At 47.8% G+C, this 24739-nt stretch carries 29 protein-coding genes; all 29 read left to right on the top strand.

Translation table 11 applies throughout. The features are described from left to right. Positions 1 to 136: 136 nt before the first annotated feature. Positions 137 to 940: a flagellar hook-basal body complex protein gene (locus ACOBQJ_RS07125; protein WP_421071049.1), complete on the top strand. Its 804-nt coding sequence runs from the start codon at positions 137 to 139 to the stop codon at positions 938 to 940. Positions 941 to 979: 39 nt separating this feature from the next. Then, a complete protein-coding gene (locus ACOBQJ_RS07120) occupies positions 980 to 1477 on the top strand; it encodes a flagellar basal body-associated FliL family protein (RefSeq protein ID WP_421071048.1) in 498 nt (165 codons plus the stop codon). An 84-nt stretch (positions 1478 to 1561) separates the two neighbouring features. Beyond that, entirely contained in the window at positions 1562 to 1942 is a 381-nt protein-coding gene (locus ACOBQJ_RS07115; protein WP_421071047.1) for a FliM/FliN family flagellar motor switch protein, read from the top strand. Next, positions 1939 to 2448 carry a FliO/MopB family protein gene (locus ACOBQJ_RS07110; RefSeq protein ID WP_421071046.1) on the top strand — a complete coding sequence of 170 codons (510 nt, stop codon included), beginning with the start codon at positions 1939 to 1941 and terminating at the stop codon, positions 2446 to 2448. Before ACOBQJ_RS07115 ends, ACOBQJ_RS07110 begins: the two co-directional genes overlap by 4 nt. Further along, positions 2426 to 3187 (top strand): flagellar type III secretion system pore protein FliP, encoded by a 762-nt coding sequence (gene fliP / locus ACOBQJ_RS07105; RefSeq protein ID WP_421071174.1) that lies wholly within the window; start codon positions 2426 to 2428, stop codon positions 3185 to 3187. The genes ACOBQJ_RS07110 and fliP overlap by 23 nt, the downstream gene beginning before the upstream one ends. Before the next feature lie 13 nt (positions 3188 to 3200). After that, positions 3201 to 3470, top strand: a complete 270-nt coding sequence (locus ACOBQJ_RS07100) for a flagellar biosynthetic protein FliQ (RefSeq protein ID WP_421071045.1) — start codon at positions 3201 to 3203, stop codon at positions 3468 to 3470. 13 nt (positions 3471 to 3483) lie between these two features. Continuing rightward, positions 3484 to 4254, top strand: a complete 771-nt coding sequence (gene fliR, locus ACOBQJ_RS07095) for a flagellar biosynthetic protein FliR (RefSeq protein ID WP_421071044.1) — start codon at positions 3484 to 3486, stop codon at positions 4252 to 4254. Positions 4255 to 4257: 3 nt separating this feature from the next. Further along, the gene (flhB, locus tag ACOBQJ_RS07090) at positions 4258 to 5334 is read left to right on the top strand and encodes a flagellar biosynthesis protein FlhB (RefSeq protein ID WP_421071043.1); all 1077 of its coding nucleotides are present in this window, start codon (positions 4258 to 4260) and stop codon (positions 5332 to 5334) included. A 132-nt stretch (positions 5335 to 5466) separates the two neighbouring features. Next, complete coding sequence (gene flhA, locus ACOBQJ_RS07085; protein ID WP_421071042.1) at positions 5467 to 7551, top strand: flagellar biosynthesis protein FlhA; 2085 nt, start codon at positions 5467 to 5469, stop codon at positions 7549 to 7551. Further along, complete coding sequence (gene flhF, locus ACOBQJ_RS07080) at positions 7548 to 8840, top strand: flagellar biosynthesis protein FlhF (protein WP_421071041.1); 1293 nt, start codon at positions 7548 to 7550, stop codon at positions 8838 to 8840. Before flhA ends, flhF begins: the two co-directional genes overlap by 4 nt. Continuing rightward, positions 8827 to 9702, top strand: coding sequence for a MinD/ParA family protein (locus tag ACOBQJ_RS07075; RefSeq protein ID WP_421071040.1), 876 nt, complete (start codon positions 8827 to 8829; stop codon positions 9700 to 9702). The genes flhF and ACOBQJ_RS07075 overlap by 14 nt, the downstream gene beginning before the upstream one ends. A gap of 10 nt (positions 9703 to 9712) precedes the next feature. Further along, positions 9713 to 10363: a flagellar brake protein gene (locus ACOBQJ_RS07070; RefSeq protein WP_421071039.1), complete on the top strand. Its 651-nt coding sequence runs from the start codon at positions 9713 to 9715 to the stop codon at positions 10361 to 10363. Between the two features lie 44 nt (positions 10364 to 10407). Then, positions 10408 to 11163 (top strand): FliA/WhiG family RNA polymerase sigma factor, encoded by a 756-nt coding sequence (locus tag ACOBQJ_RS07065; RefSeq protein WP_421071038.1) that lies wholly within the window; start codon positions 10408 to 10410, stop codon positions 11161 to 11163. 50 nt (positions 11164 to 11213) lie between these two features. Next, positions 11214 to 12002 (top strand): flagellar basal-body rod protein FlgF, encoded by a 789-nt coding sequence (gene flgF / locus ACOBQJ_RS07060; RefSeq protein ID WP_421071037.1) that lies wholly within the window; start codon positions 11214 to 11216, stop codon positions 12000 to 12002. A 236-nt stretch (positions 12003 to 12238) separates the two neighbouring features. Then, positions 12239 to 13009, top strand: a complete 771-nt coding sequence (locus ACOBQJ_RS07055; protein ID WP_421071036.1) for a flagellar hook-basal body protein — start codon at positions 12239 to 12241, stop codon at positions 13007 to 13009. A 10-nt stretch (positions 13010 to 13019) separates the two neighbouring features. After that, positions 13020 to 13550: a chemotaxis protein CheD gene (locus ACOBQJ_RS07050; RefSeq protein ID WP_421071035.1), complete on the top strand. Its 531-nt coding sequence runs from the start codon at positions 13020 to 13022 to the stop codon at positions 13548 to 13550. Then, complete coding sequence (locus ACOBQJ_RS07045; protein ID WP_421071034.1) at positions 13550 to 14323, top strand: CheR family methyltransferase; 774 nt, start codon at positions 13550 to 13552, stop codon at positions 14321 to 14323. The genes ACOBQJ_RS07050 and ACOBQJ_RS07045 overlap by 1 nt, the downstream gene beginning before the upstream one ends. Before the next feature lie 24 nt (positions 14324 to 14347). Next, positions 14348 to 14971: a chemotaxis protein CheC gene (locus tag ACOBQJ_RS07040; RefSeq protein WP_421071033.1), complete on the top strand. Its 624-nt coding sequence runs from the start codon at positions 14348 to 14350 to the stop codon at positions 14969 to 14971. A 25-nt stretch (positions 14972 to 14996) separates the two neighbouring features. Then, positions 14997 to 15368 (top strand): response regulator, encoded by a 372-nt coding sequence (locus ACOBQJ_RS07035; RefSeq protein ID WP_421071032.1) that lies wholly within the window; start codon positions 14997 to 14999, stop codon positions 15366 to 15368. A gap of 186 nt (positions 15369 to 15554) precedes the next feature. Further along, a complete protein-coding gene (gene fliM, locus ACOBQJ_RS07030; protein ID WP_421071031.1) occupies positions 15555 to 16544 on the top strand; it encodes a flagellar motor switch protein FliM in 990 nt (329 codons plus the stop codon). Further along, positions 16537 to 17877 (top strand): flagellar motor switch phosphatase FliY, encoded by a 1341-nt coding sequence (gene fliY, locus ACOBQJ_RS07025; protein WP_421071030.1) that lies wholly within the window; start codon positions 16537 to 16539, stop codon positions 17875 to 17877. Before fliM ends, fliY begins: the two co-directional genes overlap by 8 nt. Positions 17878 to 17958: 81 nt before the next feature. Then, complete coding sequence (locus ACOBQJ_RS07020; RefSeq protein WP_421071029.1) at positions 17959 to 18693, top strand: metallophosphoesterase; 735 nt, start codon at positions 17959 to 17961, stop codon at positions 18691 to 18693. A 258-nt stretch (positions 18694 to 18951) separates the two neighbouring features. Next, positions 18952 to 19584, top strand: coding sequence for an HAD family hydrolase (locus ACOBQJ_RS07015; RefSeq protein ID WP_421071028.1), 633 nt, complete (start codon positions 18952 to 18954; stop codon positions 19582 to 19584). A 24-nt stretch (positions 19585 to 19608) separates the two neighbouring features. Beyond that, positions 19609 to 19890 (top strand): DUF503 domain-containing protein, encoded by a 282-nt coding sequence (locus tag ACOBQJ_RS07010; RefSeq protein ID WP_421071027.1) that lies wholly within the window; start codon positions 19609 to 19611, stop codon positions 19888 to 19890. A 103-nt stretch (positions 19891 to 19993) separates the two neighbouring features. Beyond that, positions 19994 to 20512 carry a C-GCAxxG-C-C family protein gene (locus tag ACOBQJ_RS07005; RefSeq protein WP_421071026.1) on the top strand — a complete coding sequence of 173 codons (519 nt, stop codon included), beginning with the start codon at positions 19994 to 19996 and terminating at the stop codon, positions 20510 to 20512. Between the two features lie 28 nt (positions 20513 to 20540). Beyond that, entirely contained in the window at positions 20541 to 21134 is a 594-nt protein-coding gene (locus ACOBQJ_RS07000) for a DUF2284 domain-containing protein (RefSeq protein ID WP_421071025.1), read from the top strand. Positions 21135 to 21267: 133 nt separating this feature from the next. Continuing rightward, complete coding sequence (locus ACOBQJ_RS06995) at positions 21268 to 23190, top strand: DUF2334 domain-containing protein (protein WP_421071024.1); 1923 nt, start codon at positions 21268 to 21270, stop codon at positions 23188 to 23190. Positions 23191 to 23580: 390 nt separating this feature from the next. Continuing rightward, the gene (locus ACOBQJ_RS06990; protein ID WP_421071023.1) at positions 23581 to 24153 is read left to right on the top strand and encodes a hypothetical protein; all 573 of its coding nucleotides are present in this window, start codon (positions 23581 to 23583) and stop codon (positions 24151 to 24153) included. A 214-nt stretch (positions 24154 to 24367) separates the two neighbouring features. Then, entirely contained in the window at positions 24368 to 24682 is a 315-nt protein-coding gene (locus tag ACOBQJ_RS06985) for a hypothetical protein (RefSeq protein WP_421071022.1), read from the top strand. Positions 24683 to 24739 lie beyond the last annotated feature (57 nt).

Genomic DNA, 24739 nt, shown 5'->3' with positions numbered 1-24739 from the left:
CTAAGACCTATAAGGAATACCCGGAAGTCCGACTACTGACTTCCGACAACCGACATCTGAAATTGCAGCCGGCCCGAAAGGAGGCTGCGCGGCCGCCGAACGACTGAGGCGGCCCAACAAAAAAGGAGGATAAAAAATGATCAGATCTCTTTACTCCGGCGTTTCGGGCATGAAAAACCACCAGATCCGCATGGACGTCATAGGAAATAACATAGCTAACGTCAATACATCAGGTTTTAAAAGCGGAAGGGCTAATTTCCAGGATACTCTTTATCAACTGATACGTTCCGCCAGCGCCGGGACAGCCAGCGCACTGGGAGGCATAAACCCCTCCCAGGTAGGTCTGGGCATGTCGGTTTCCAGTATCACCAGCAACATGGGACAAGGAAACATGCAGTCCACCGGCAGGACCCTCGACCTGGCTATCCAGGGCAACGGCTGGTTTGCGGTTTCCCAGGACGGCGGTACAACTCAATACTTCACCAGGGAAGGGATATTCTATATAGACGACGTTGGAAACCTGGTCAATTCAAACGGTTATTGCCTGCTGGATGATAATGGCGAGCCTATAAACCTTGGCACAGACGGGGTCGCGACTCTGAACATATCCCAGGCCGGGGTCATCACGGGCACTGATCTTGCCGGAGCTAATTTGGCTCCAGTCATTATAGGCCTGGCCATGTTTCCCAACCAGGAAGGGTTGGAGCGCGTGGGACAAAACCTGTTCCGTGAGAGCGCGGCCAGCGGGGTTCCTGTTGTAGGTGTTCCAGGCGCTGGTGGTTACGGGACCATCAACTCCTGCTACCTGGAGATGTCCAATGTCGACCTGACCGAGGAATTTACCAATATGATCATCACCCAGCGGGGCTACCAGGCTAACGCCAGGACTATAACCACGTCGGATGAAATGCTGGAAGAACTGCTCAATGTCAAGCGTTAATTTTAATAAAAACTAAATTTAGAAAAAGCAGGTGGAATCTTGCCGAAAGCCAATTTATCCGCTGACGATGGCGAAAAAGCGGGTGCGAAAACCAAGCCGAAAAAGAAAAAGACCTGGCTGATAATCATGGTCGTGCTGATTATCCTGGCCGGATCGGCCGGCGGCGCTTATTGGTATTTCCACAAGCCGGCCGGTGAGGCGGGAGAAGCCAAGAAAAAGGTGGCCGCGGGGGAAAGTGAAAGCCTGGATATGGGCGAAGTTGTGGTGAACCTCAGCGGAAGCGGCGGCAGCCACTATCTCAGGGTGAAGATAGTAATTGAGTACCCCAAGGACAAGAAGCTGGCCGAAGAATTGAAGAAGAAAAAGCATACGGTTTCGGACGCTATTATCACGACCCTGCGCAGCAAGACATACACGGAAGTCAGTGCCGCGAACTCAGCCCAGGCATTGAAATTGAGCATTATGGAAGAAGTCAACAATAACCTTGATTCAGGTGAAATAACAGGCGTGTATTTCACTGATTTTCTGGTTCAGTAAAGCAAACAGTTCAGTACAATTTATCTGTAATATTTTGCGCCTCGTAAATGGACGGACCAAGAAACATCTCAGGAGGGACAGTCTGTGTTGACCGAAGATGAAATTAAATCTTTTCTATCCCGCAGGAACACTGGTGAGTCCGGTATAAAAAAAGTGAAGTTTCCCTCTCTGGAGCCGGTAAAAGGGATTAATTTGGTTTCAACCAGCATGTCCCACCTGGAAGATGTCCAGATTGAAATAAGCGCGGAACTCGGCCAGGCCAGCCTTAAAGTTAAGGAAGTGCTGGGCCTGGCCCAGGGTTCAGTAATTAAATTGGACAAGGCCGTTGGCGATGAAGTGGTAGTGATTATGAATCAGCAGCGCTTTGCCAGAGGTGAAGTCGTTGTTATAAACGATTCTTTTGGTGTAAGGATAGTTTCAGTCAACCATTCTTATCATTTAAAACTGACCGAGGGATTGACATGAGCAGCGATCTGGTCTGGGCCATGGTGCGTATGCTGGTGACCCTGCCCCTCGTGCTGGGGTTGATCTACCTGGTTTTAAAGTACGGTTTGGCCAGGCGATATGTAACAGCTTCCGGGCAGCGCAGGATGAAACTGGTCGAACAGCTTCCCCTGGGGCCTAAATCGACTCTGAGCCTTGTTACAATGGGAGGCGTATATTACCTTCTCGCCCACCAGGAAAACTCTATTACCCTGGTTAAAGAACTGGGTGAACTGCCCGAACCGGATGAGATTAAAATTGCGGACATTGTGGAATTAACGCCGCAGCCAATCAGGGATTATGACCTGAAAAAGCCGCCTGACGGCGGGCTTGGGGAAATAAAGGCGCCCGGCACGCCAGGTGAAATGATTGTTTCAACGCTGCAAAAGCTGGCCGGGCAGGCTTCAAATATAAAAAGGTCTGTAGCGGTGAAGTTGACCAGCAGGACGGTCAATGATGATAAGGATGGAAAAAAAATTGAAGGTTAAGTTCCCGGTAATTTTGCTGGCTGTAACCCTGTTTTTTTTGTTGACCCGGGACGCTGGCGCTGCACCCCTGCCGGCTTTGGATATAAACATCCAGCCTACCGACAGTCCCGAAGAGGTGGTTGACAGCGTAAAGCTGCTGGTGCTTTTGACTCTTTTGTCCCTGGCGCCCGCCTTCCTGATCATGATGACTTCTTTTACGCGGATTGTCATTGTTTTGTCCCTGCTGCGCACCGCCCTGGGAGTGCCGACGGCGCCGGCCAACCAGATCATTGTGGGTCTGACTCTCTTTCTCACAATTTTTATTATGGCGCCTACTTACAAACAGGTTAACGAGCAGGCGGTCCAACCTTATTTAAGAAACGAGATCAGCCAGGAGGAGGCCCAGCAGTTAGGAGCGAGACCATTGTCAGATTTTATGCTGCGGCAGACCAGGGAAAAGGATCTCGCTTTATTCATTAACCTGGCCAAAATCGAGAGGCCGGAAAAACCCGAAGATATCCCGATGCATGTGGTCATTCCTTCGTTTGTTATAAGTGAGTTAAAAACCGCGTTTGAGATAGGGTTCCTGCTTTTTATTCCTTTCCTGGTAATAGACATGGTGGTGGCCAGCATCCTGATGTCCATGGGTATGTTTATGCTGCCGCCGATAATGATAGCGCTGCCGTTTAAACTGCTTCTCTTTGTCATGGTAGACGGCTGGTACCTGGTTGTTAAGTCTCTTGTTGAGAGCTTTAGATAGGGGAGGAAGAGGGTTGACCCAGACCTATGTTATTAACCTGGCCCGGGACGCTCTTTTTATGGTGCTGATACTCGCCGGCCCTGCCATGGGGGTAGCCCTTTTAATAGGGCTGGTAATCAGCATCCTGCAGGCCACGACCCAGATACAGGACCAGATGTTGAACATGGTCCCGAAAATTGTTGGGGTTTTTTTAGTAATAATTGTGCTTGGGTCCTGGCTGTTAAACAGCGCTATAACTTACACTACTAACTTGTACACCCAGATCCCAAATTTAGTACGCTGACGGGGGAGCAAAATTGCCCGATTTAAACCAGCTGTCAATTTTCTTTTTGGTTTTATTAAGGGCTCTGGCCTTCATGATGTCCGGACCGCTTCTTTCATTTGGCGGCATACCCGCCATTTTCAAAATCGGTTTCTCAATGGCCCTGGCTGTGGTAACGTATCCGCTGGTGGCGCTCGATGCCCAGGTTAATGTGCCGGGAGACGCCTGGGGTTTCGGGCTGGCCGTGGTGAGCGAGACCGCTTTCGGGCTGTTGATGGGCCTCGCCGTGACGATAATCCTGAACAGTATCAGGATGGCGGGGCAGTATATCGATTACCAGATAGGCTATTCCATGGCCAGCCTGGTTGATCCGGTTAACAATATGCAAAACACGCTGCTTGCCCAGTACCTTTATCTTCTGGCGCTGGTGTTCTGGTTTTTGATAGACGGCCACTATTCGTTAATCATGGGACTGGCCGGCAGTTACCAGATAGTGCCGATCAGCGCGGCTTCTTTTAACGGCGGCGTCATTTACACGCTTTTGAAAATATTTTCCGGTACCTTTATTATTGCCCTGAAGGTCAGCGCGCCGATACTGGCGGTCCTGTTAATGTCTGACCTGACATTGGGTTTTTTGGCCCGCACCGCGCCGCAGATAAACGTCTTCTTAACCGGGTTTCCGATCAAGATCGCCGTTGGTCTGCTGACACTTAGTTTTTTAATCCCCCTGCTGGGGACTATGCTCCGTTTTTTGTTCAACACCATTGAAAAAGATTTATATACATTGATGAAAGTGCAGTTATAAAATATGGCCGGCAGCGCGCAGGAAAGAACTGAACAGGCAACGCCGCGGCGTTTGCAGGAATCGCGGCGAAAAGGGCAGGTTGCCAGGAGCACCGACTTAACGGGGGCGTTGATTCTTCTCGCGATGGTAGCGCTGCTTTACACAATTCAAGACCAGTTTCTGCTGGATTTGCAGCGATATTTTACATACTATTTCAGCAGTGCGGCCGAGGTCCGGGTTACCGAGAAAAGCCTGCTGCCTATTCTAAACAACGCGGCACTGTTTTCACTTAGCTTGATCGCGCCGTTTTTCGTGGTGGCTCTTCTGGTAGCTGTGGCTTCCAACCTGGCCCAGGTCGGGTTCCTGTTCACAACCGAGGTGTTAAAACCAAGGTTGGATATCCTGAACCCTATGTCAGGCCTGCAGAAGATGTTTTCCACCCGCAGCCTGGTGGAGCTTTTAAAGTCCGTCTTAAAATTTATAATCATCGGTGGCATAACATATTACCTGATCAAGGCCAACCTCGGCGACTTAATGCTGGTCTTTAACCTGTCTCCCGAAGGGCTGTACAAAACCATAATCGGTTTTATTATTACCGTGGCCTGGTGGGGGGCGCTGGCTTATTTCGCACTGGCAGTGCTTGATTACATGTACCAGCGTTACGATTATAAGAAAAGCCTGATGATGAGCAAGCAGGAGGTAAAAGAGGAATTCAGGCAGTCGGAAGGGGACCCGCATATCAAGGCCAGACAGCGTGAGATGCGCCGCAGCATGTCCATGAACAAAATAATCACCGAGGTGCCGCAGGCAACTGTGGTGGTGACAAACCCTACCCACCTGGCAGTGGCGTTGAAGTACCGGCAGGGTGAGATGTCCGCCCCGGTCGTTGTGGCCAAAGGCGCGGACTGGCTGGCGGAAAGAATAAGAGATATAGCCAGGGACAACAAAGTCCCCCTGGTGGAAGATAAAGAAACAGCGCAGTTTCTATACCACACAGTTGAAATAGGCCAGGAAATACCGATTGAGATTTACCAGGCGGTGGCACAGATACTGGCCATGGTGCACCGGCTCAAAGCCAGGGAAAATTACCGCGCGACGTAATATCTTGCACAAAATTAGCAAGTTTTGGAGCCATTAACAGGAATAAGACATTTTTATTAGAATTAATACAAGAATATTTTTTTGTCGAAATTAATTTATCCGGGGTCTAAAGGATTCCCAACGGAGGTCTTAATGGCTGCTCCAACTCCGGCACCGTTCGCGGCCATGGATATTTTCAAAAGAAGCGGCGATTTGATAATTTCGGGGTTGATCATAGGCATTGTCCTGCTGATTATTATCCCATTAAGCCCGGGTTTTCTTGATATACTGCTGACCTTGAGCATTACTTTGGGCCTGGTTATCCTGCTGATAACAATGTTTACCATAGAGCCGCTTCAGTTTTCGGTTTTTCCGTCGCTGCTGCTGGTAACCACACTTTACCGGCTGGCCCTCAATATTTCGTCAACCAGGTTGATCCTGAGCGATGCCGCCGCCGGGAACGTGATCGCAGCTTTTGGGGAGTTTGTGGTCGGCGGGGATTATGTCGTGGGGATGGTTGTTTTTATTATTATCACCGTAATCCAGTTCGTGGTAATAACCAACGGCGCGGGCAGAGTGGCGGAAGTGGCCGCCAGGTTTACGCTGGACGCCATGCCGGGCAAACAGATGAGTATCGACGCGGAGTTCAACGCCGGGTTAATAAACGAAAAAGAAGCCCGCGAGAGACGAAAGCGCCTGCAGAGGGAAGCAGATTTTTTCGGGGCTATGGACGGCGCGAGTAAATTTGTCAGAGGTGACGCCATCGCCGGCATAATAATTATAATGATCAACATCCTGGGCGGTTTTGTGATCGGTGTGGTCCAGAAAAATATGGAGCTCCTTGAGGCGGTGCAGACATATACATTACTTACCATAGGTGACGGCCTGGTCACCCAGATCCCGGCGCTGCTGATTTCGACGGCTACCGGTATTATGGTGACGAGGTCGACATCCGACTCAAGTTTCGGCAAGGACCTGTCCAACCAGTTTACCAACTTCCCGAAAGTTTTGATGATGGCGGCGTGCATCCTCTTCATATTAGGACTTGTCCCCGCTATGCCCAACCTGTTGTTTTTGGCCCTGGCCGGCGGTATGGGGTATTTTGCCTATAATATGGTCCAGAAGGATAAAAGAAAAAAAGTTCAGGATCAGGAGCGCACCGCGGCGATGCAGGCCCAGGAGCAAAAGAGAGAGCCCGAGAACGTATTCACTTATTTTCAGGTTGATACTCTGGAAATTGAAATAGGATATAACCTTATTCCACTGACTGATGAAAAACAGGGCGGCGACCTGCTGCAGCGGCTCGCCGCGGTCAGGCGGCAGTGTGCCGGGGAAATGGGTATTTACGTCCGGCCGATCCGGATACGGGATAACCTGCAGCTTAATCCGAACGCATATTCTTTTAAGCTGCGGGGCGCTGAAATCGCTTCGGGCGAACTGATGCCGGGCCATTACCTGGCCATGGACCCGCTGGGGCAGGAATTGGAGATAAACGGTATTGCTACTACGGAGCCCACGTTTGGCCTGCCTGCCTGGTGGGTTTCTGCAAGGGAACGCGATCAGGTGGAACTGGCCGGTTTTACCGTTGTCGACTGTTCAACGGTGCTGGTTACGCACATTACGGAAGTCATCAAGCGGTACGCCCACGAACTGCTGGGCAGGCAGGAAGTAAAGGAACTGATCGACGTAGTCAAGGAAAAGAATCCAGTGGTTGTGGAGGAGCTGGTGCCTGACCTTTTAACCCTGGGTGAGGTCCAGAAAATACTGCAAAACCTCCTCCGGGAAAGAGTGCCAATCCGGGATCTGGCCACTATCATGGAAGCTCTGGCTGACGGATCCAGGGTAAGCAAGGACGCTGACTATCTGACCGAGTATACCAGGCAATCGCTGGCCAGGACCATATGCCACCAGTATCTTGGCGCTGGTTCAAAAATTTCTGTTTTGACCCTCCACCCCAAACTGGAGCAGACTATTGTCGACTCTATTGAGCAGACCCAGCTCGGTTCTTACCCGGTGCTGGAACCGGGCATGGCCAGGCAGATCCTGAACAAACTGAAGGAATCGATGGAAAAGCTGACCTTAAAGGGTCTCCCGCCGGTGGTGCTGTGCTCTTCCAGGGCCAGGCTGCCGTTCAGAAGGTTGTCAGAGAGGTTCCTGCCAAACGTGGCAGTGCTTTCTCTTAACGAGATAGTACCGAATATTGAAGTCGAGGCCATTGGGACGGTGATGCTTGATTGAAAATTAAACGTTACTTGGTGAGGGAAATGCAGGAGGCCATCCGGCTGATTAAACAGGACTTGGGATCAGACGCGGTGATTGTCAGCAGTTACAAAGTCGCTGCCAAGGGACTGATCGGACTTTTTTCACCGCGTCTTCTCGAAGTTACCGCTGTTCTGGACGATAATCCTGAAATCCAGTTAAGTGTCGGCTGTCCGCCCGCCCAGATGGCTGTGACAGCGGGCAATGAATCTGCCGGAGAAATCGGCCCGGCCAGAGAACCGGCCAGGGTCATTCCGGCGGGACGGCATATTGAGATTAACAGGGCCAGAAAAGCGTATATTGCTGCCAAAAGGAACGATGATCAAAAAAATTCCGACCTTTTGTCCCAGGAATTAAAAAGAGGACTGACAGCAGAAAAGGAGTCTAAATGGTCAGTTATCGAAGACCTGGACGAACCTGTGGGAGAAGAGAAGCAGCTTTTTGAAACAATGGTGGACAACGTGATAAAAGCGGGCTCGAACGGCGATCCCGGCCCCAGGTGGAGGAAAACGCTCCTGGACATGGATATAGGTGAAGACATCGTCGAACAACTGCTGTCTTCAGTCGGTCACAGTAATAACGGGACGGGAGCAAACTCGCAGGACGCTTATTTTTCACTTATTAAACAAGTGACGCGGCTTCTTGAACCAGCCTATCACGAGGAGGGCAGACCCAGGATATATACATTCATGGGACCTCCGGGCGGAGGCAAGACAACAAGCCTGGCCAAGCTGGCCACCCGTTTAAAAATTTATGATCACAGAAAGATAGCCCTGGTGGGAATAAGTAATTACCGGATCGGAAGTTACGACCAGCTGCAAGCTTATGGCAACTTTTTGGGCGTGCCGGTGGAAGCAGTAATGACTCCGGCAGAACTAGCTAAAATTTTGGGAAGCCATGCCGACAAAGACTTTATTTTAATCGACACTGATGGCCGTTCAGCCTGGAATGCCAGGCAGGTGTTGGAATTAAAGAGTTTTCTGAATGTATTGGACGAGCCTCATGAAAGCTTCTTGGTACTCAGCGCGTCTTCAAAAAACAGGGACCTGGTCAAAACAGCAGGCGAGTTTCAAAGAATTGGTTTTACCAAGTTTATTTTTACCAGGGTTGATGAAACAGAAACACATGGCTCAATCCTGAACCTGGTTTTAAAAACAGGCGCTCCCGTGGCTTACCTGGCCCACGGCCAGGAGGTACCCGACGATATCAGCGATGCGAGCCCGAAGGTAATTGCTAAATTGTTGTTTAAGGGGGTTGACCCCGATTAAACTATGGCAGCCTAGGACAGGTCAAAGTTACTACCAGGACAATTTAATAAAAAACGAGAGCGCTTTATGGGGCCCCAGGGCTATCGCTGTGGCAAGCGGCAAGGGTGGAGTCGGCAAGACGTCCATTGTCGTGAACTTAGCCCTCTGCCTGGCTAAAATGGGCAACCGGGTAACTGTTTTTGACGCGGACCTAGGTTTGGCCAACGCGGAGGTTTTACTGGGGATAGTACCTCCGTACAGCCTTTTTGAAGTTCTCTATGGCGGTATGACTTTAGACGAAATTGCCGTCCAGGGTCCCTGTGGCATCAGGGTAATTTCCGGCGGTTCCGGTTTTCTGGAAATGGCTAACCTGGACCGTTCCCGCCGCCAGCAGCTGCTCAGGATGTTTAACCATTTTGTCGGCAAGGATGAGATCGTGCTTATAGATACCGGCGCTGGGATTAATAAAAATGTGCTTGGTTTTGTCGCTGCCGCAGAGGAAGTAATTATTGTGGTAACACCGGAGCCTACTTCACTAACCGATGCTTATGCACTGATCAAAATACTGGCCAATTTTAAGCTGCATTCCGAAGTGAATGTGGTGGTGAACCGAGCGGCGGACAGAAATGAGGCTATGCGTACTCTGGGCAGGATTTCCACGGCCACAGGCCGTTTCCTTGATATTAAAATAAACTTCCTGGGATGGGTGCCTGATGATAAATTAGTCACCCAGGCAGTGAAAAGCCAGCAGCCCTACTACATAACGAACCATAACTCACCAGCTTCGAGGAGTATAACCAAGATTGCTGAACTCCTTGTTGGCGGCAGCCGCTTAGCTACCAAAGAAGGATTTTGGACCAAGCTAATGGGTTTATTCAGCTAGGAGGCTTTATATGGCTGAAGCTATAGGGATTCAGATTAATCAGAAGGTACATGTGACGAATTTAGAAAGCCGTGATAATTGGTACCTGGCTAGCGTTCAGGATATCACTGATTATGAATTGATGATATCTATCCCGACCAGGGGAACAAACCCGCTGGTGTTAAAAAAAGATGATAAGCTTGTGCTGTCTTTTATATCAGAAGGCTCAAGGTATGAGTTTAACGCAAAAGTTCTCGGGTGGCGCTATGACAACATACCCATATACGTGCTGACTCTGCCCGGTGAATATAGACGAGTGCAGTTAAGGCAATTTGTCAGGATATCCACAATGATTGATGTCTTATGCGCTGAAATGCCTGAAAGCGGCAAACACCCGGTTTATGCCAAATGCATCAGCCTTGATCTCAGCGGCGGCGGTATCAGGCTGCTGCACAAAAAAAATTTTGAGGTCAATACAAAACTGCTGCTGAAAATAATGATTCCGGTAAAAAAAGAACCGGAATACATGGAGATTAGCGGCACTGTGGTAAGGACATGGCCTGATGAAAACCTCAATATGTATAAAGTGGCGGTGCAGTTCACCGGGATCAGCCGCAGTCAGCAGGATTTAATTGTCCGGTACACTTTTATGAAGATGTCGGAGCAAAGGCGTTTCCATTAAAATCCGCCTCAATATGCTATTAAAATACCAGGGAGTGTGAATACATGGCTGTCACCGATGAGATGTGGCGAAAGTATCGCCAGTCCAGGGACGCGGAGCTAAAAAATGAAATTGTGTTAGCTCACTTGTCTCTTGTAAAATATCTCGCCGGTCGGCTGGCGGTAAAGCTGCCTACTTTTATCGGCCAGGAGGACCTGGAGAGCTACGGGATTTTTGGTCTCCTGGAAGCTGTGGAAAAGTTCAACCCTGATCTGGGTGTGAGTTTTAAAGCTTACGCGTACAACAGGATACGCGGGGCCATGATTGATGAAATAAGGAAACTGAACTGGATTCCCCGCACCTTATGGCAGAAAATCCAGCTCCTGAACTCAACCAAGGAAAGGCTGCAAAAAGAACTTGGGGAGCAGGTAAACCATGAGGTACTGGCCGAGGCTATGGGGATAACGGTGTCAGAGCTGTATAAACTGGAGGGGCAGGTAAACCTTCTTTCCCTGTCCTCCCTGGACGAGACGGTGTCAGTAGCAGATGGTGAACGAGTGAGGTGGGGGGATATGATCCAGGACGCTGACAGTCCTGATCCGCTGGACATGATTGAAAAGGAAGAGAGCAAGCGGCTCCTGATTAAAGCAATCGAGGAACTGCCGGAAAAAGACCGTACTGTCCTAGCGCTTTATTACCAGGAGGAACTAACATTAAAGGAAATCGGGAAGGTCCTGGATGTATCCGAATCGAGGGTATGTCAACTGCATACCAGAGCCCTGAACAGGTTAAGGAGCAAACTGGAGCAGGAAGCTTATTAAGTACTGCTAGATTATGTACTGTTTTAAGGTGCTTTCGAAGGAGGTTTAAAATGCTTAGAGGTCTGTACAGCTCTACCACGGGTATGAACGTTCAGCAGGCGAAAGTTGATAATATTTCCAACAATATGGCAAACTCCACAACGCCGGGTTATAAAAAAGATGAGCTTTTGATCCAGAGTTTCCCCGAACAGCTGCTGATCGAGCAGGGAGGGCCGAAACGCAAGGATGGACTGCCCCTGCAGAACCCGGCCGCAAAAATCGGTTCTCTGGGTACAGGTTCCCTGGTGGCTGAAACTGTAACCGATTATACGGCCGGAACGCTTCAGGAAACGGGAAACCCTACCGATATTGCCATTAGGGGGCCCGGATTTTTTGTCGTCAGCGCTTCCGCGCAGGAGGACCCGGACAAAGTCTATTACACGCGCAGCGGATTTTTTAAAGTAGACCAGGAAGGCTACCTGACACTTAACGGAAGGTACCGTGTACTCGGCGAAGCCGGTGAAATAAGGGTTGGGAGCGATAAATTCACTGTTTCTCCGGACGGTTCGATTGACGCCGGCGGGACGGTCATTGACAGGTTGCGCCTGGTTGAATTTGATGATTTAAACAGCCTCAGCAAAGAAGGCGAAGGCCTTTTTACGGGGATACAGGGGAGTGAAAAACAGGCCGCCGCGACAACCGTTGTCCAGGGCAGAGTGGAGACGTCAAATGTCAATGTCGTTGACGAAATGGCCCAATTGATATCTGTAATGCGCGCGTACGAGGCTAACCAGAGAATAATACAGAACTATGATGAAATTCTCAACAAGGCAGTAAACCAGATCGGCAGCATCAGGTAAGGTTATAAAAGTAATTAAAACAAATAGACAGGATTAACAAGATTTAAACCGATTAACAGGATGTTGAAAATATTTAAGTTATTAATAAATACCAATTAAAATAAATCTTGTCCAGCATTGACTATAAGAAAATGTATTTAATCCTGTAAATCCTGATAATCTTGTAAATCATGTGATAATAATCCTGTAAATCCTGTCAATATGTTTAAGTCATTTTTTAGATCGGGGTGATGTTTATGCTGCGAGCTATTTCCGGAGCCGCGTCCGCGATGAACGCTCTGCAAATAAAAACCGATACTATAGCCAATAACCTGGCCAATGTAAACACTACCGGCTATAAAAAAAGCCGGACGGATTTTACCGAACTCGTGGGCCAGGAACTTGGAAGCGGCGGCATTCCGGTTGGCGCCGGCAGCCAGGACCAGAAAAAACCGACGGTGGGAGGCGGTGTAATAGTATCCGGGATAGCAAACAACTTGATGCCCGGACAGCTGCTTGAAACACAGAGGCCACTGGATCTCGCTGTTTTCGGAGAAGGCTTTTTCAAGGTCGTCCAGCCTGGAGGAGAGGAGCGGTATACCCGCGACGGCACCTTCAGCCTTGATGCGGCCGGTAATCTGGTAAACCCTTCCGGTTATATACTTGAAGGGGTTAAGATGGCTCCCGGTGCGGCGGATTTCAATATAGCCGCCGATGGGAAGATCAGTGTCAATGACGCGGGAGAAATAACCGAGGCCGGGCAGATTAATATTTACAAGTTTAGCAGCGCTTCAGCGCTGAAGGCGGAAGGGGAAAACCTGTTTTCAGCTGTGGGTGAAGCTGTGGAAGGGGTTCCCGGAAGTGATGGTTTTGGCACGATCAGGCAGGGCTGCCTGGAAGCGTCAAACGTCGATCTTACAGAGGAAATGGCGAGCCTGATAGAAGCCCAGCGCGCTTACAGTTTTAGCGCACGTATTATGCGCACAGCTGATGAAATGTTTGGGTTGGCCAACAATTTGCGGAAGTAAGGTGATTTGGATGCAGGATTCACCGGTGCGGGGGAGCGAGCTCAAACAAACATCGCCCGCTGCCGAAATCCATGTAGGTATTGCCGAACTGAAGGTTTCAGGTCAACCGGACCGTTTGATTACAATGGGTCTTGGATCATGCGTCGGTCTTACATTATACGATCCCCTGACAAAGGTCGGCGGATTGCTGCATATCATGCTTCCCGACAGCACTTTATTCAATCAGGTAACAAAACCCGCCAAGTTTGCCGACCTGGGCATACCATTGATGATAGCTGAGATAAAGCGCCGGGGAGGCAGGGTCAACAACCTTCAGGCCAAGATAGCCGGAGGGGCGCAGATGTTTTCCGGATCAAACGAAAAGTTTATGTTAAATATCGGTGAGCGCAATATTGTTACAACCAGGCTTATCTTAAGAGGGATGGGCATCAGGGTGCTGGCGGAAGAAGTGGGAGGCAGCAGGGGCCGGACAATGATCCTTGACACCGTGAGCGGGCAGGTTATGATCCGGACGGTAGGTACGCCAATAAAGGTGATTTAATGGAGTTTTCATTATTTAAGGATAAAGTTCGCGGCAGTTTCAAACTTGATCTTAATTCTTATAAAGAAAACCAGCTTAAACGTCGCCTCGACAACCTGATGGTAAAACAGAATGTTAGTACAGGTAATTACGCGGAATTTTTTAATCTTTTAACTGTCGACCGCAGCGCATATATGGAATTTCTGGATACTATAACCATCAACGTTTCAGAGTTTTTTAGAGATAAACCGATCTTCGATACACTGGAGAACAATATCATACCATCTCTGTTGGATGACAGGAAAAGGCTAAAAATCTGGAGCGCGGCCTGCTCAAGCGGGGCGGAGCCATATTCAATAGCAATTATCTTAAATGAACTTTCTCCCGGCCGCAATCACTACATACTGGGCAGCGATATCGACAAAAAAGTTCTCAAAGCCGCGCAGGAAGGATGTTATCACGAGGACCAGGTTATTAACGTCAACCGCCGGCGTCAAGCCAGGTATTTCACGCGCCAGGGCGACAAGTATTATTTAACGCAAAGTATTAAGAAAATGGTTTCATTTAAACACCACGATCTGTTACTATCACTGTTTGACCATGGTTTTGACCTGATTTCCTGCCGTAATGTCGTGATTTATTTTACCAGGGAGGCCCAGGAAAAACTGTACCTGAAGTTCCACAGGGCACTGAATCCAGGTGGCATACTGTTTATTGGCGCCAGCGAGATGATTTTTAATTACCGAGAATTTGGCTACGAAAAACTGGCAACTTGTTTTTACCGGAAGAAATAAAAGTGCTTTTCGGGAGGGATGGTATTGGCTGAAAGTGAGGTAATTTCAAATGTCCATATGGACGCCCTTCAAGAAATCAGCAATATCGGGCTTGGCAATGCCGCCACAGCCCTGGCTGAGCTGCTGAATAAAAGAGTTGAAATAGCTGTGCCAAAAGCCAGGTTCCTGGATTTTGAACAGGTATTCGCCTTGACAGGCGGGATTGAAGAAGTGGTGTCATGTGTAAATTTAAGCCTGGAAGGCGATATACCCGGCACCGTGATGTTTATGTTTTCCGAGCAAAGCACTTATAACTTGATTGACATGCTGATGGGTTATGAACTGGGTACGACAACCACATTGGATGATATGGGCATTTCCGCCATATCGGAAATAGGAAATGTTTTAACCGGTTCTTTTATCAATGCTATAGGCGGTATGACTGGTTTAAATTTGAACACCTCGGTGCCGATGTTTGCTTTCGATATGCTGGGGGCAATACTGAGCGCTTCTCTTGTAGCCAGCGGCTACTGGGGTGATAAAGTCCTGGTTATTGAGACACTGTTTTTTCAGAACTACGACCAGATCAAAGGGCACTTTTTTCTGCTGCCGGAAACAGGAGCTTTGAACGGGTTGTTTGAGGCTCTTGGTATGCCTGTGGAATGTTGAGGAAGATACGGGAGGTAGATTTACTTTGAGTAAAAGGATCCTTGTAGTAGATGACGCCGCATTTATGAGGATGATGATTAAAAACATTTTATCGAAAAATGGCTATGAAATTGTAGGGGAAGCGGAAAACGGCCAGGTTGCGATAGAATTATATAAAAAGCTCAAGCCCGACCTGGTGACAATGGATATAACAATGCCTGAGATGAACGGCATAGAAGGCGTCAAAGCGATCCGCGAATTTGATCCGAACGCGAACATTATCATGTGCAGCGCCATGGGACAGCAGGCCATGGTGATGGAGGCTATTCAGGCAGGGGCTAAAGACTTTATTGTAAAACCTTTTCAGCAGGACCGGATCCTGCAAGCTATCGGAAGAGTGCTGGCCAGGGCCGAGTAAAACAGCAGGCTTTAATGACATGCTGCTCTCAAGACAACCGTGGCTGTGTAATCTCGATGATGAGTATAGAGAAAAAGGGCCTGACCCCAAAGGGTATTCCAGGTTTGTTTAAATTTTTTGCTTTGGTGAACTAATATTAGAGTGCCCAAAAAATGGTATTATATTAAATCTTAGGGTTGGTTGATTATGGATATTTTATCTCAGAACGAAATAGATGCCTTGCTGGATGCCCTGTCAACCGGCGAGGTAAAGATGAATGAGCTGCAGGAGTCCCCAAAACAGATAGATTATAAGCTTTATGATTTTCGCCGCCCAAATAAGTTCTCCAAAGAACAGCTCCGCACACTGCAGGTCCTACACGGTGGATTTGCGCGCCTCCTTTCCAATTTTTTAACAGGTTACCTGCGCAGCAATATACAAGTCGAAGTTGCGTCTGTTGACCAATTGACATTTGAAGATTTTATCCGTTCGATTCCAACCCCGACAGTGCTTGTAGTGTTTTCTTTGAGCCCTTTAAAAGGAACCGCGATTGCCCAATTGGATCCGGTTTTCCTTTTTCCGATGATAGACCTCTTTTTTGGCGGAAACGGCGAGGCGCCTAGGAACATCCGTGATTTGACTGATATAGAACTGTCAGTAGCCAGAAAGTTAACCATCAAAATATTAGATAACCTGGCCCTGGCCTGGAAGGATATTGTCCAGGTCGAGCCGGCAATTGAATCTGTGGAGACCAACCCTCACCTGCACCAGGTATATTCATTCAACGAAATTGTGGCTTTGATCTCCTTTACAACACAGGTTGGAGAATCGTCGAAAGGTTTTATCAACCTTTGTCTGCCCTATACGCTGCTTGACCCGGTGGTGTCCCATCTTACTATCCAAAGGCGTTTCGGTCCTCAATTATCAGACCTCAGCGAGCAGGAAAGGAAAAAAATGGTTTACTGGCTTGGCCAGCCGTCTGTGGAGCTTACAGTCCTGGCAGGGCAAACATGGGTGAACGTGAACGATTTTCTTCAGCTGCAGGTGGGTGATGTGCTGCTGCTTGACAGGAAGGTGGACCAGGATATGGATATGTACATAGAGGAACAAATGAAATTCAAGGTTCAGGCCGGCACGCTCGGCAGCCAGCTGGCAGTTCAAATTACAGGGCTGGTGGAAGGAGAAAAAGATGTCTAGACTTTTAAAACAGGAAGAGATTGATGCTCTCCTGAACGCTCAAAATAATGAGACGGGCCACCCGGAAGAGCCGGAAGATATGGAGGCGGCTGTTCCAGAAGAGCAGCTCCCTGAGGATATAGCTGAAGAAAATATGCTTTCAGTGGAGTCAGAGGATAATACCGCAGCGGAAAGTTTTATTCCGGAGCAGGCTGTTGAGACAGATACAGCGCCGGTTGGGGCTCTGCCGGATAATGAAGAAGAATATTTAACAGAAGAAGAAATGGACGCCCTGGGGGAAGTCGGGAATATCTGCATGGGGTCGGCGGCCACCACCCTGTCCATGCTGCTGAACCAAAAGGTAAGTATTACAAGCCCGAGAATAACTATATCAACATTAGAAGAACTATTCAGCAGTTTTATAAAACCGCACATGACAATTCATGTGCGTTTCATAGAAGGTCTATTAGGGTTCAACCTTTTAATTATGAGAGTCCATGACGCAAATGTCCTGGCCGACTTGATGATGGGCGGCGAGGGGGTAAGCGTTTCCGAAGAAATAGATGAAATTGGCATCAGTGCAGCTTCCGAGGCCATGAACCAGATGATCGGGTCAGCCTCCACATCAATGGCAACGATGTTTAACCGGACTGTTAACATATCACCGCCTGAAACAAAGGTATACTACAGTACCGACGATCTGAACTTCCCTGAGTTTGGCGTGGAAGGCCCAGTGGTTATTGTCTGGTTTAACATGAAAATTGGTGATATACTTGATACCCAGCTCATGCAGGTAATGGGGTTCGATACCGCTAAAGAGGAAGCAGGCCTGATTCTCGGTGAGTTAGGCGCGCCAGACAATGTGACGACCGTGACGGAAGTGGAAGAACAACCGGGGCAAGAATTATCCGCCGGTGCGGATGTCACCGGGGACAATTTAGATGGACTTCAGGATATAGAACCTGAACCTGCCGTCTTTGTTGAACCGGTCAGGCAATATGAACCACCGGCTGTGGAAAATATGACGCATACTCCCGCCGCAGTCCGTTACGCGCCGCCAAAGCCTGAACCGGCAACTTACGGCTTTGACCAGCAGCGCCTGGATTTAATTCTCGATATACCTTTAAAGGTTACGGTGTTGTTGGGACGGACCAGGTGGCCGATTAAAGACATACTGGGCCTGGCGCCAGGTTCCGTGGTCGAGTTGCAGAGTATTGTGGATGAGCCGGTGGAGATACTGGTAAACGGTACCCTGGTAGCCACCGGCGAGGTGGTTGTGGTAAACGAAAACTTTGGAGTCAGGATCTCCAATATCATTGGCCCCAGTGAAAGAATTAAAAACCTGGGGACATAAAAGCCCATCAAGGGCTTTTTTTTAAGCCTTTTATTTCCTTGAAAAAGAGGTTAAATTAGAAGGTGTCGAGGAGGTGGTAAATTGAAGATTTTTGCCATCGGGGATGTACACCTGTCTTTCAATAATACTGTTAACCCTCCAGCCTGGGACAACGTAGAGGTTTATAAGCCGATGGACGTATTCGGAGAAGAGTGGCGGGAACATTACAGGAAGATTTATGATAACTGGACAAAAATCGTAAAAACCGGGGATATAGTGCTGATGCCCGGCGATATTTCATGGGCTTTAAAGCTTTATCAGGCACGGTTCGATCTCGAATTTCTCAGCCTGCTGCCGGGCAAAGTCATATGTGTGGCGGGCAATCACGATTACTGGTGGCAGAGCCTGGCGCAGGTCAGGTCGACCCTCCCGGGCAACATGGAAGTTATTCAGAACGACCATGTATCTGTTGGTGATATTGCCGTATGCGGTTCCAGAGGGTGGTGGTGTCCCGGTTCACAATATTTTACCAGTGATGATTTAAAGATATACCGCAGGGAATTAATCCGGATGGAAAACTCACTGAAGAGTGTTGACCCGGCAAAGGTAAAAGATATAATTGTATTAATTCATTTTATGCCTGCGGCTGAGGGTCATGAAAAAAATGAATTTATCGAGCTCTTTCAAAAATACGGGGTGAGCACAGTCATATACAGCCACCTACATGGCGCGGCGGCCAGCCTGCGTCTGCCGGAAAGCGCCTGGAACATTACATTCCACCTAGTAAGCGCTGACTTTATTAATTTCTCGCCTCTCTTTATTAGAGAGCTAATTTAAATTATTTATCACATGATTAACAAGATTATCGGGATTTAAAAGTATTAAAACATTTCACACATGATTTACAGGATTATCAGGATTTACACGATTTTAAATTATCATTTAAAAGTAAAAATAATAATTTTATTAATTTTTATATGCTAATACTTTTACTTTAAGTTATTTAAAAATCCTGTTAATCTTTATAATCTTGTTAATCTTGTGAAAAATATTTGACCCGTTAAACTCAATTTTATTCAGAATGGGATGATTGTTATGGAGACGGAAGCTGTTTTGTTTGACCTGGACGGCACCCTGGTTGATTCACTGCCGCTGATATTCAGGACCTACCGGCAGGTATTCGATGAAATGGGTATACCTTGGAATGAAAGCGGCCTGGAAAAAATGATCGGGCTGCCGTTAAAGGATATAGGGAAATATTTTACGGGGAAAGAAGTGTCCCGTTTTGAAGAATTATACCAGTTTTACTACCACCGTGACCTTGATCAATACACCAGGCTTTATCCCGGCACCCTGGCTGTCCTGAGCAACCTGGAAAAACGGAAAATAAAGCTCGGTATTGTTACGTCCAAGGGTAAGCCCGGGACCACAAGGACCGCATCTTTTACCGGGCTCGATCGTTTTATGGACGTAATAGTTACGGCGCACGATGTGTCAAGGCACAAACCGGACCCGGAACCCCTGCTGCACGCTGTTCAACTGCTCGGAGCGCAAGTCTCCAGGACCATATATATCGGTGACAGCAATTTTGACATTTTGACCGGCCGGAATGCCGGCGCCCGCACCCTGGGCGTAACATGGGGTCTTGCCAGCCGCGAGGAACTGGAATCTCTGCAGCCGGATGGAGTGTTAGGTCGTTGGGACGAACTGTTGAAATATATAAAATAAAAAATCAGCCCGGAGGTATGGCAGTTGATCATCGGGGTATTAACACTGGAACTGCACCTGGGGGAAGCGAATTCTCTTAAAGACAAGAGAAGGATAATAAAAAGTTTGATTGACCGGATTAAAAACCGTTTTAATGTTTCTGTTGCTGAGGTGGGCGAACAAGATTTATGGCAGCGTTCAACCGTCGGTATTTCCATGGTCAGCTGTGAACAGGCCCATGTGCACAAGGTTTTAGCCTCGGTAGTCAAGTTCGTAGAGTCGCAGGGTACAGTCCTCATAACCAACTTTCAAACAGAACTTCTATAGGCCTGACAGAAAATTACTAAAATTTAAACAAAACCAGTTTGGTTTTTGTTACAATTAATATAGCACATGTTGTTTTTTAAATTTTCATTAAGGAGGGCTGTCTGTGAGCGATGATTTAGTGCAAAAGGCAAAAGACAACGCCAAACAAAACTTTAAAGACGGTCTTAACTGCTCCGAATCCGTTTTTAAAGCCATTATCGACACGGGGGTAACCGGTCTTGACACCGAAACAGTTTCTCTCGCCACCGGTTTCGGCGGCGGTATGGGCTTGGCCGGAAACAACTGCGGCGCCCTGATTGGGGCAATAATGGCAGTCGGGGCAGTGCACGGGCGGAAGAACCCCCTGGAAGGTGAATTTAAAGACAGGGTAGACCGGCTGTACGGCAATCCAGGCCTGTACCGTCTGTTCAACGGGATGTCCCATGAATTCAAAGAAAAGTATGGGGCGCTGGATTGCATGAAACTCAACGAAGGTTACACGGAGTGGTTTGAAAAAGACAGGTTCAGGGAATGCATGAAAATGGTGATTTACGCGGCGGGGATGGCCATGGAATATATACAGAAGGGACAAAAAGAAGGTTATACCCAGCCTTTTGGCGCAAACGTGGCCGGAAGAGTTTAACTTAGATCCTGTAAGTAATCTATGGCGTTTGAGACGAGAAGCGAGTGAGTTGGTCATAACAGTGTCACCGGCAAGTGTAATTACCGACCTATTAATAGATTATGCAAATAGGCTGGGAATAACCAGGGCCAAGGTAATTGACTCCGAAGATATTATTGTGAAGGACGAGGTAGTATTCAAGGGGTGTGCCGGCTGCCCCGAATACGGGCATAACCTGATGTGCCCTCCCGCTGTGCCGCCGCCGGAGAATTTCAGGAAAGTACTTTCGCAGTACCGCCGGGGTGTTATATTGCAGCTTTTATTTCCTCTGGCCGGATATGAACAGGTTGATCACGAGAAGGCATATGCCGCCTCCAGGCAGCTGCATTTGATAATTTATGACCTCGAAAAGCGCGCCGTAGGGATGGGATGTCAAAGGGCTCTTGGCCTGATAGCCGGCTGCTGCCGCCTCTGCGGCGTCTGCCCGGGGCGGGGAGGCAGGTGCAGAAAGCCCGAAAAAGCACGATCTTCGATGGAAGCAAATGGTATCAGCGTAGTGGAAACGTGCTCCAGGGTGGGTTGGCTACTGGAGTTCCCGGTAAAAGAAAAAGTTTGTTGGACGGGGCTGGTCTTGCTTGATTAGCCCATTTTTTTTTGCCTATATTAGCTTCGAATATTCATTAATTTACAAAAAGGAAACCTGATATTGTCCGGAGAATAAGTTAATTTGCAGCTCTCTATGTAAGTGCATCAGCAGCTTTTTAGGAGGAAAATTTTTGTTAAGGAAAGCGCTTTATACAGGATCTTTTTTTGTTCTAGCGGCCCTTGTTATTTTTTTTGTCCTTCGTCAGTTCCAAACCCAGGCTTTTCCTATCTACCAGGATAACGCTTCCTGGGAAGGGAAAAGTAAAATGGCGCTGATAAGGCTGGAGGATGTGAGCCCCGGCACTTACAACACCAAAGAAAGCCTTGAAAAGCTGGAAGCTATTGCGGACTACCTTTATCAAGAAGGAGTCCCTTTTCAGGTTTCAATAATACCTGTCTATAAGGACCCCGGCAAAAACGTTGAGATAAGCATCGGAGATACTGATAACCCGCAGGTGCGGGATTTCATCAAGACAATCAAGTATATGCGGGGCAAGGGCGGTAAAATCGGCCTGCATGGTTATACCCACCAGTACCAAAAAGAGATTACCGGTTCCGGCTTTGAATTTATGGAAAAGGGAACGAGCACATTCGCCACTCCCGGATACGCCGGGGAAAGGGCCGGAAAAGCGCTGGAGTTGATGGATAAGGCGGGTATCCCGGTCGATTACTGGGAAACTCCTCACTATACGGCCACACTGGACCAGTACCGGGTCCTCAGCAAATATTTCGGCCTTATCTATGACCCAAACCCGGCGGATAAAAAATTTAAAAACATCAGTTCATGGGACAGCACCGGATTCGATAACGAGAGCGCCGTTTTTATTCCTGCTCCGCTATTGAATGTAACAAAAGAAAAAGATGTAAACAGGATCCTCGCCCAGCTTGATAAAAACGATCCGGTGCAGCTGGCAAGTTTCTTTTTCCATCCCTACCTGGAATTCAAATCGATGTACAAGATGAAAGCAAAAGAAGGTTATGAATTCTATGCCTATGAAACAGATTCCTACCTGCACAGGCTGATCGGCGGGTTTAAAGAGAGGGGTTACCGGTTTGTCTCGGTTTATGATTTGATTGGTTTTTTACCCGCTCAGCGTCTTTTCAACTTCTATCCCGCTAACGGAGGCATAATGTTGACAGGGGATGTGGATGGTGACGGTCGCAGCGACTTCATTTCCGGTGATCCCGCCTCGGGACGCTGGCTGGTAGTGAGAAGCCGGATTGAGCGCCTGATCCCAAGGAATGCACTTCGTTCTTTCGGGCAGCCCGAGGAATGGCTGTCCAACTGGGGGCGTGGTGGCGCAACAGATTTTGTCGCAGGTGACTATAACGGTGACGGCACGAAGGACCTGGCCTGCCGGGATGGCGTCTCGGGAGAAATCATGGTTGCTCTGAGTGACGGCAGTAAATTTATTCCGCAGCAGCAGCCCTGGGTCAGTTATAATAATCCCAATGGCCCAGTGAAGGTGTTAGCGGGGCATTTCAACAGCAACGAAAGAGAAGACCTCCTTTTTTGGGTTGAAGCCGAAAGTACTGCATATGTCGCCATCAGCAGCGGCAGCGGCTTTTCCCAGGCCGGGGTATGGCTGAAAAACTGGCAGGATGTCGAAAGCCCTCTAATCTTTACCGGCGACTTTAGTGGCGATGGGAAAGATGACTTGGCGGCCCTGGATCGAAAAACGGGCGCTATTAAGCTGATGTTAAACGACGGTTCGGGGTTCACAACCACTATGGGTGAAAATAACCAGATGGAGAATTTTGTCGCAGGTGAAGGGTGGCAGGTTATGGCCGGTGACCTTACCGGCGACGGTATTGACGATTTTTCAGCTTATGACGCCGCGAACGGCAGGTGGGAGTTTATATTATCCGGAAACAGCCATTTTTACAGAGAGAGCTGGCCTTTGATATTTGGTAAAGGTACGGGCGGGAAAGCCCTTGTTGGTGATTTTAACGGGGATAATAAAAACGACCTGGCGGCAGCGCGTTATTTTACAAATAACCAGAGCGCAGTTGACACAGCCATTTCAGTAATTAACACTGCAGGCGCTCCTTGATTATAACAACCCTGATATTGGGCATTTTGTGCACGCAAAAAATACTTTGAAAATAAGGAGGTATCTCTTATCTGAGATGCCTTTTTATTTATAAACAATAAGCAACCTTGTACAGTTATTTGGGGCAGCTGGACTCTTAACTTTATACTTATTTCGTATATATAGTTAGGTGACTGTTTTCTCAACTTATTTTTGCCGGATAAAAATATTTCAGTTGTAAATTATCTATTTAAAACTTTTCAATCCTGTTAATCAGTATATATCCTGTAATTATGTCAATTTGTTATATCTTCTTTGGTCACGGAAAATCGGGACAAAGGTCTCATGCAATTAAATTAAAAAAAATATATCATGTTTATTGCAGGATCTATAATGGCGGAGGTGTCACTTTTGTTCAAGGCGGTATTTAATGTTCCTTATTCCGATACAGTTGCTGCAAACAGTCCACAGGGCCTCTGTATTCCAGAGCCGAGCGGAATCCAGCCGAAACTGGGTGAAACCTGGATAGTAGATAAAACACGGAGGATTTCAACTCGTTCATTTTATATAAGATTAGTCAGGCAATGGAGAGGCCTTATTTCGGACTATGAATCGATACAAAAAGGCCAGCCTGACTTCCGCAGAGGGATGCTTGTGTTCAGGGACGGCATTTCATTTCCCCTCGCTGAAACAGCATACGCCCGTCTATGGGAAGACTATAAGGCGCTGTTATCCAATAACAACGCTGTGATCATACACCCGGGAATCGCGGTGCGCTGGCGGAAAAAAGGAAAACCCCCGGAAGAACTGCCGCTGTACCGCTTTGCCACAAAATATAAACAGCAGCCGCTGCTTGGGGCCAAAGGCGACATCGATTATTTTTTAAAATCCCTTAATCGTTTAATAGCCCAGGCTGTGGAGGAATCTCAGCTGAAGAAAGCAATGGCATCGTCTGAAATAGGCCTTCTGCAGGAAGCAAGATGAGTATCTTTTAAACCAGGCCATCATATACCGGCCTGGTTTCGGTTTGCCAAAGAAGGGTATTTTAATTTAACATGAACTTAGACATGGCCCGGCGTCTGCCGGATTTTGTTTTTTTTACTGGATTTGATTATTAACCAGTTGTGGAAACGCGGCCGTTAATTTAGAATTTGTTTTAGGATATTATAATTTATAATGATGAGCAGGAGATGAGAAATTGAAAAGGCCGCAATTTGATGACTTCAGGGAACTTTTTTTAGACTGCCTGCGCCGTGATTTTAAGATCGACGCCGCGGAAAGCGCTGATAAGAAATGGCTTGATCTCGGTGATGCGGATTACAGGCGGACTATATTGGAAACGTTAAATAAAAAACTTAAGAAAAAATACGGCGTTGAATTTCAAATCAACCGGAGACTTCTAGGTGTCGAAGGTCCCGTTGAAAGCGCTGTAATCCAGACCTTTCACGAGCTGAGCACGATCAATATTATGGAAAGGATTAACTCTAAAATCATAGCCAGACGGGAAAACTAAAAGAACTAAATGAACAAAAAGATAATTAAAAAAATTTTTTAAAAATATCGTCAATTT

The sequence above is a fragment of the Pelotomaculum propionicicum genome (assembly GCF_048984525.1).
Taxonomy (GTDB): domain Bacteria; phylum Bacillota; class Desulfotomaculia; order Desulfotomaculales; family Pelotomaculaceae; genus Syntrophopropionicum; species Syntrophopropionicum propionicicum_A.
This window is presented reverse-complemented; position numbering and strand designations above follow the sequence as displayed.

Excerpts from the sequence above, each read along its gene's own strand:
- ACOBQJ_RS07070 (WP_421071039.1), top strand. The coding sequence starts at position 9,713 with ATGGCTGAAGCTATAGGGATTCAGATTAATCAGAAGGTACATGTGACG.
- fliP (WP_421071174.1), top strand. The coding sequence starts at position 2,426 with ATGGAAAAAAAATTGAAGGTTAAGTTCCCGGTAATTTTGCTGGCTGTA.
- ACOBQJ_RS07050 (WP_421071035.1), top strand. The coding sequence starts at position 13,020 with ATGCAGGATTCACCGGTGCGGGGGAGCGAGCTCAAACAAACATCGCCC.
- ACOBQJ_RS07045 (WP_421071034.1), top strand. The coding sequence starts at position 13,550 with ATGGAGTTTTCATTATTTAAGGATAAAGTTCGCGGCAGTTTCAAACTT.
- fliM (WP_421071031.1), top strand. The coding sequence starts at position 15,555 with ATGGATATTTTATCTCAGAACGAAATAGATGCCTTGCTGGATGCCCTG.
- ACOBQJ_RS07125 (WP_421071049.1), top strand. The coding sequence starts at position 137 with ATGATCAGATCTCTTTACTCCGGCGTTTCGGGCATGAAAAACCACCAG.
- ACOBQJ_RS07055 (WP_421071036.1), top strand. The coding sequence starts at position 12,239 with ATGCTGCGAGCTATTTCCGGAGCCGCGTCCGCGATGAACGCTCTGCAA.
- ACOBQJ_RS07110 (WP_421071046.1), top strand. The coding sequence starts at position 1,939 with ATGAGCAGCGATCTGGTCTGGGCCATGGTGCGTATGCTGGTGACCCTG.
- flhB (WP_421071043.1), top strand. The coding sequence starts at position 4,258 with ATGGCCGGCAGCGCGCAGGAAAGAACTGAACAGGCAACGCCGCGGCGT.
- flgF (WP_421071037.1), top strand. The coding sequence starts at position 11,214 with ATGCTTAGAGGTCTGTACAGCTCTACCACGGGTATGAACGTTCAGCAG.
- flhA (WP_421071042.1), top strand. The coding sequence starts at position 5,467 with ATGGCTGCTCCAACTCCGGCACCGTTCGCGGCCATGGATATTTTCAAA.
- ACOBQJ_RS07065 (WP_421071038.1), top strand. The coding sequence starts at position 10,408 with ATGGCTGTCACCGATGAGATGTGGCGAAAGTATCGCCAGTCCAGGGAC.
- fliY (WP_421071030.1), top strand. The coding sequence starts at position 16,537 with ATGTCTAGACTTTTAAAACAGGAAGAGATTGATGCTCTCCTGAACGCT.
- ACOBQJ_RS07015 (WP_421071028.1), top strand. The coding sequence starts at position 18,952 with ATGGAGACGGAAGCTGTTTTGTTTGACCTGGACGGCACCCTGGTTGAT.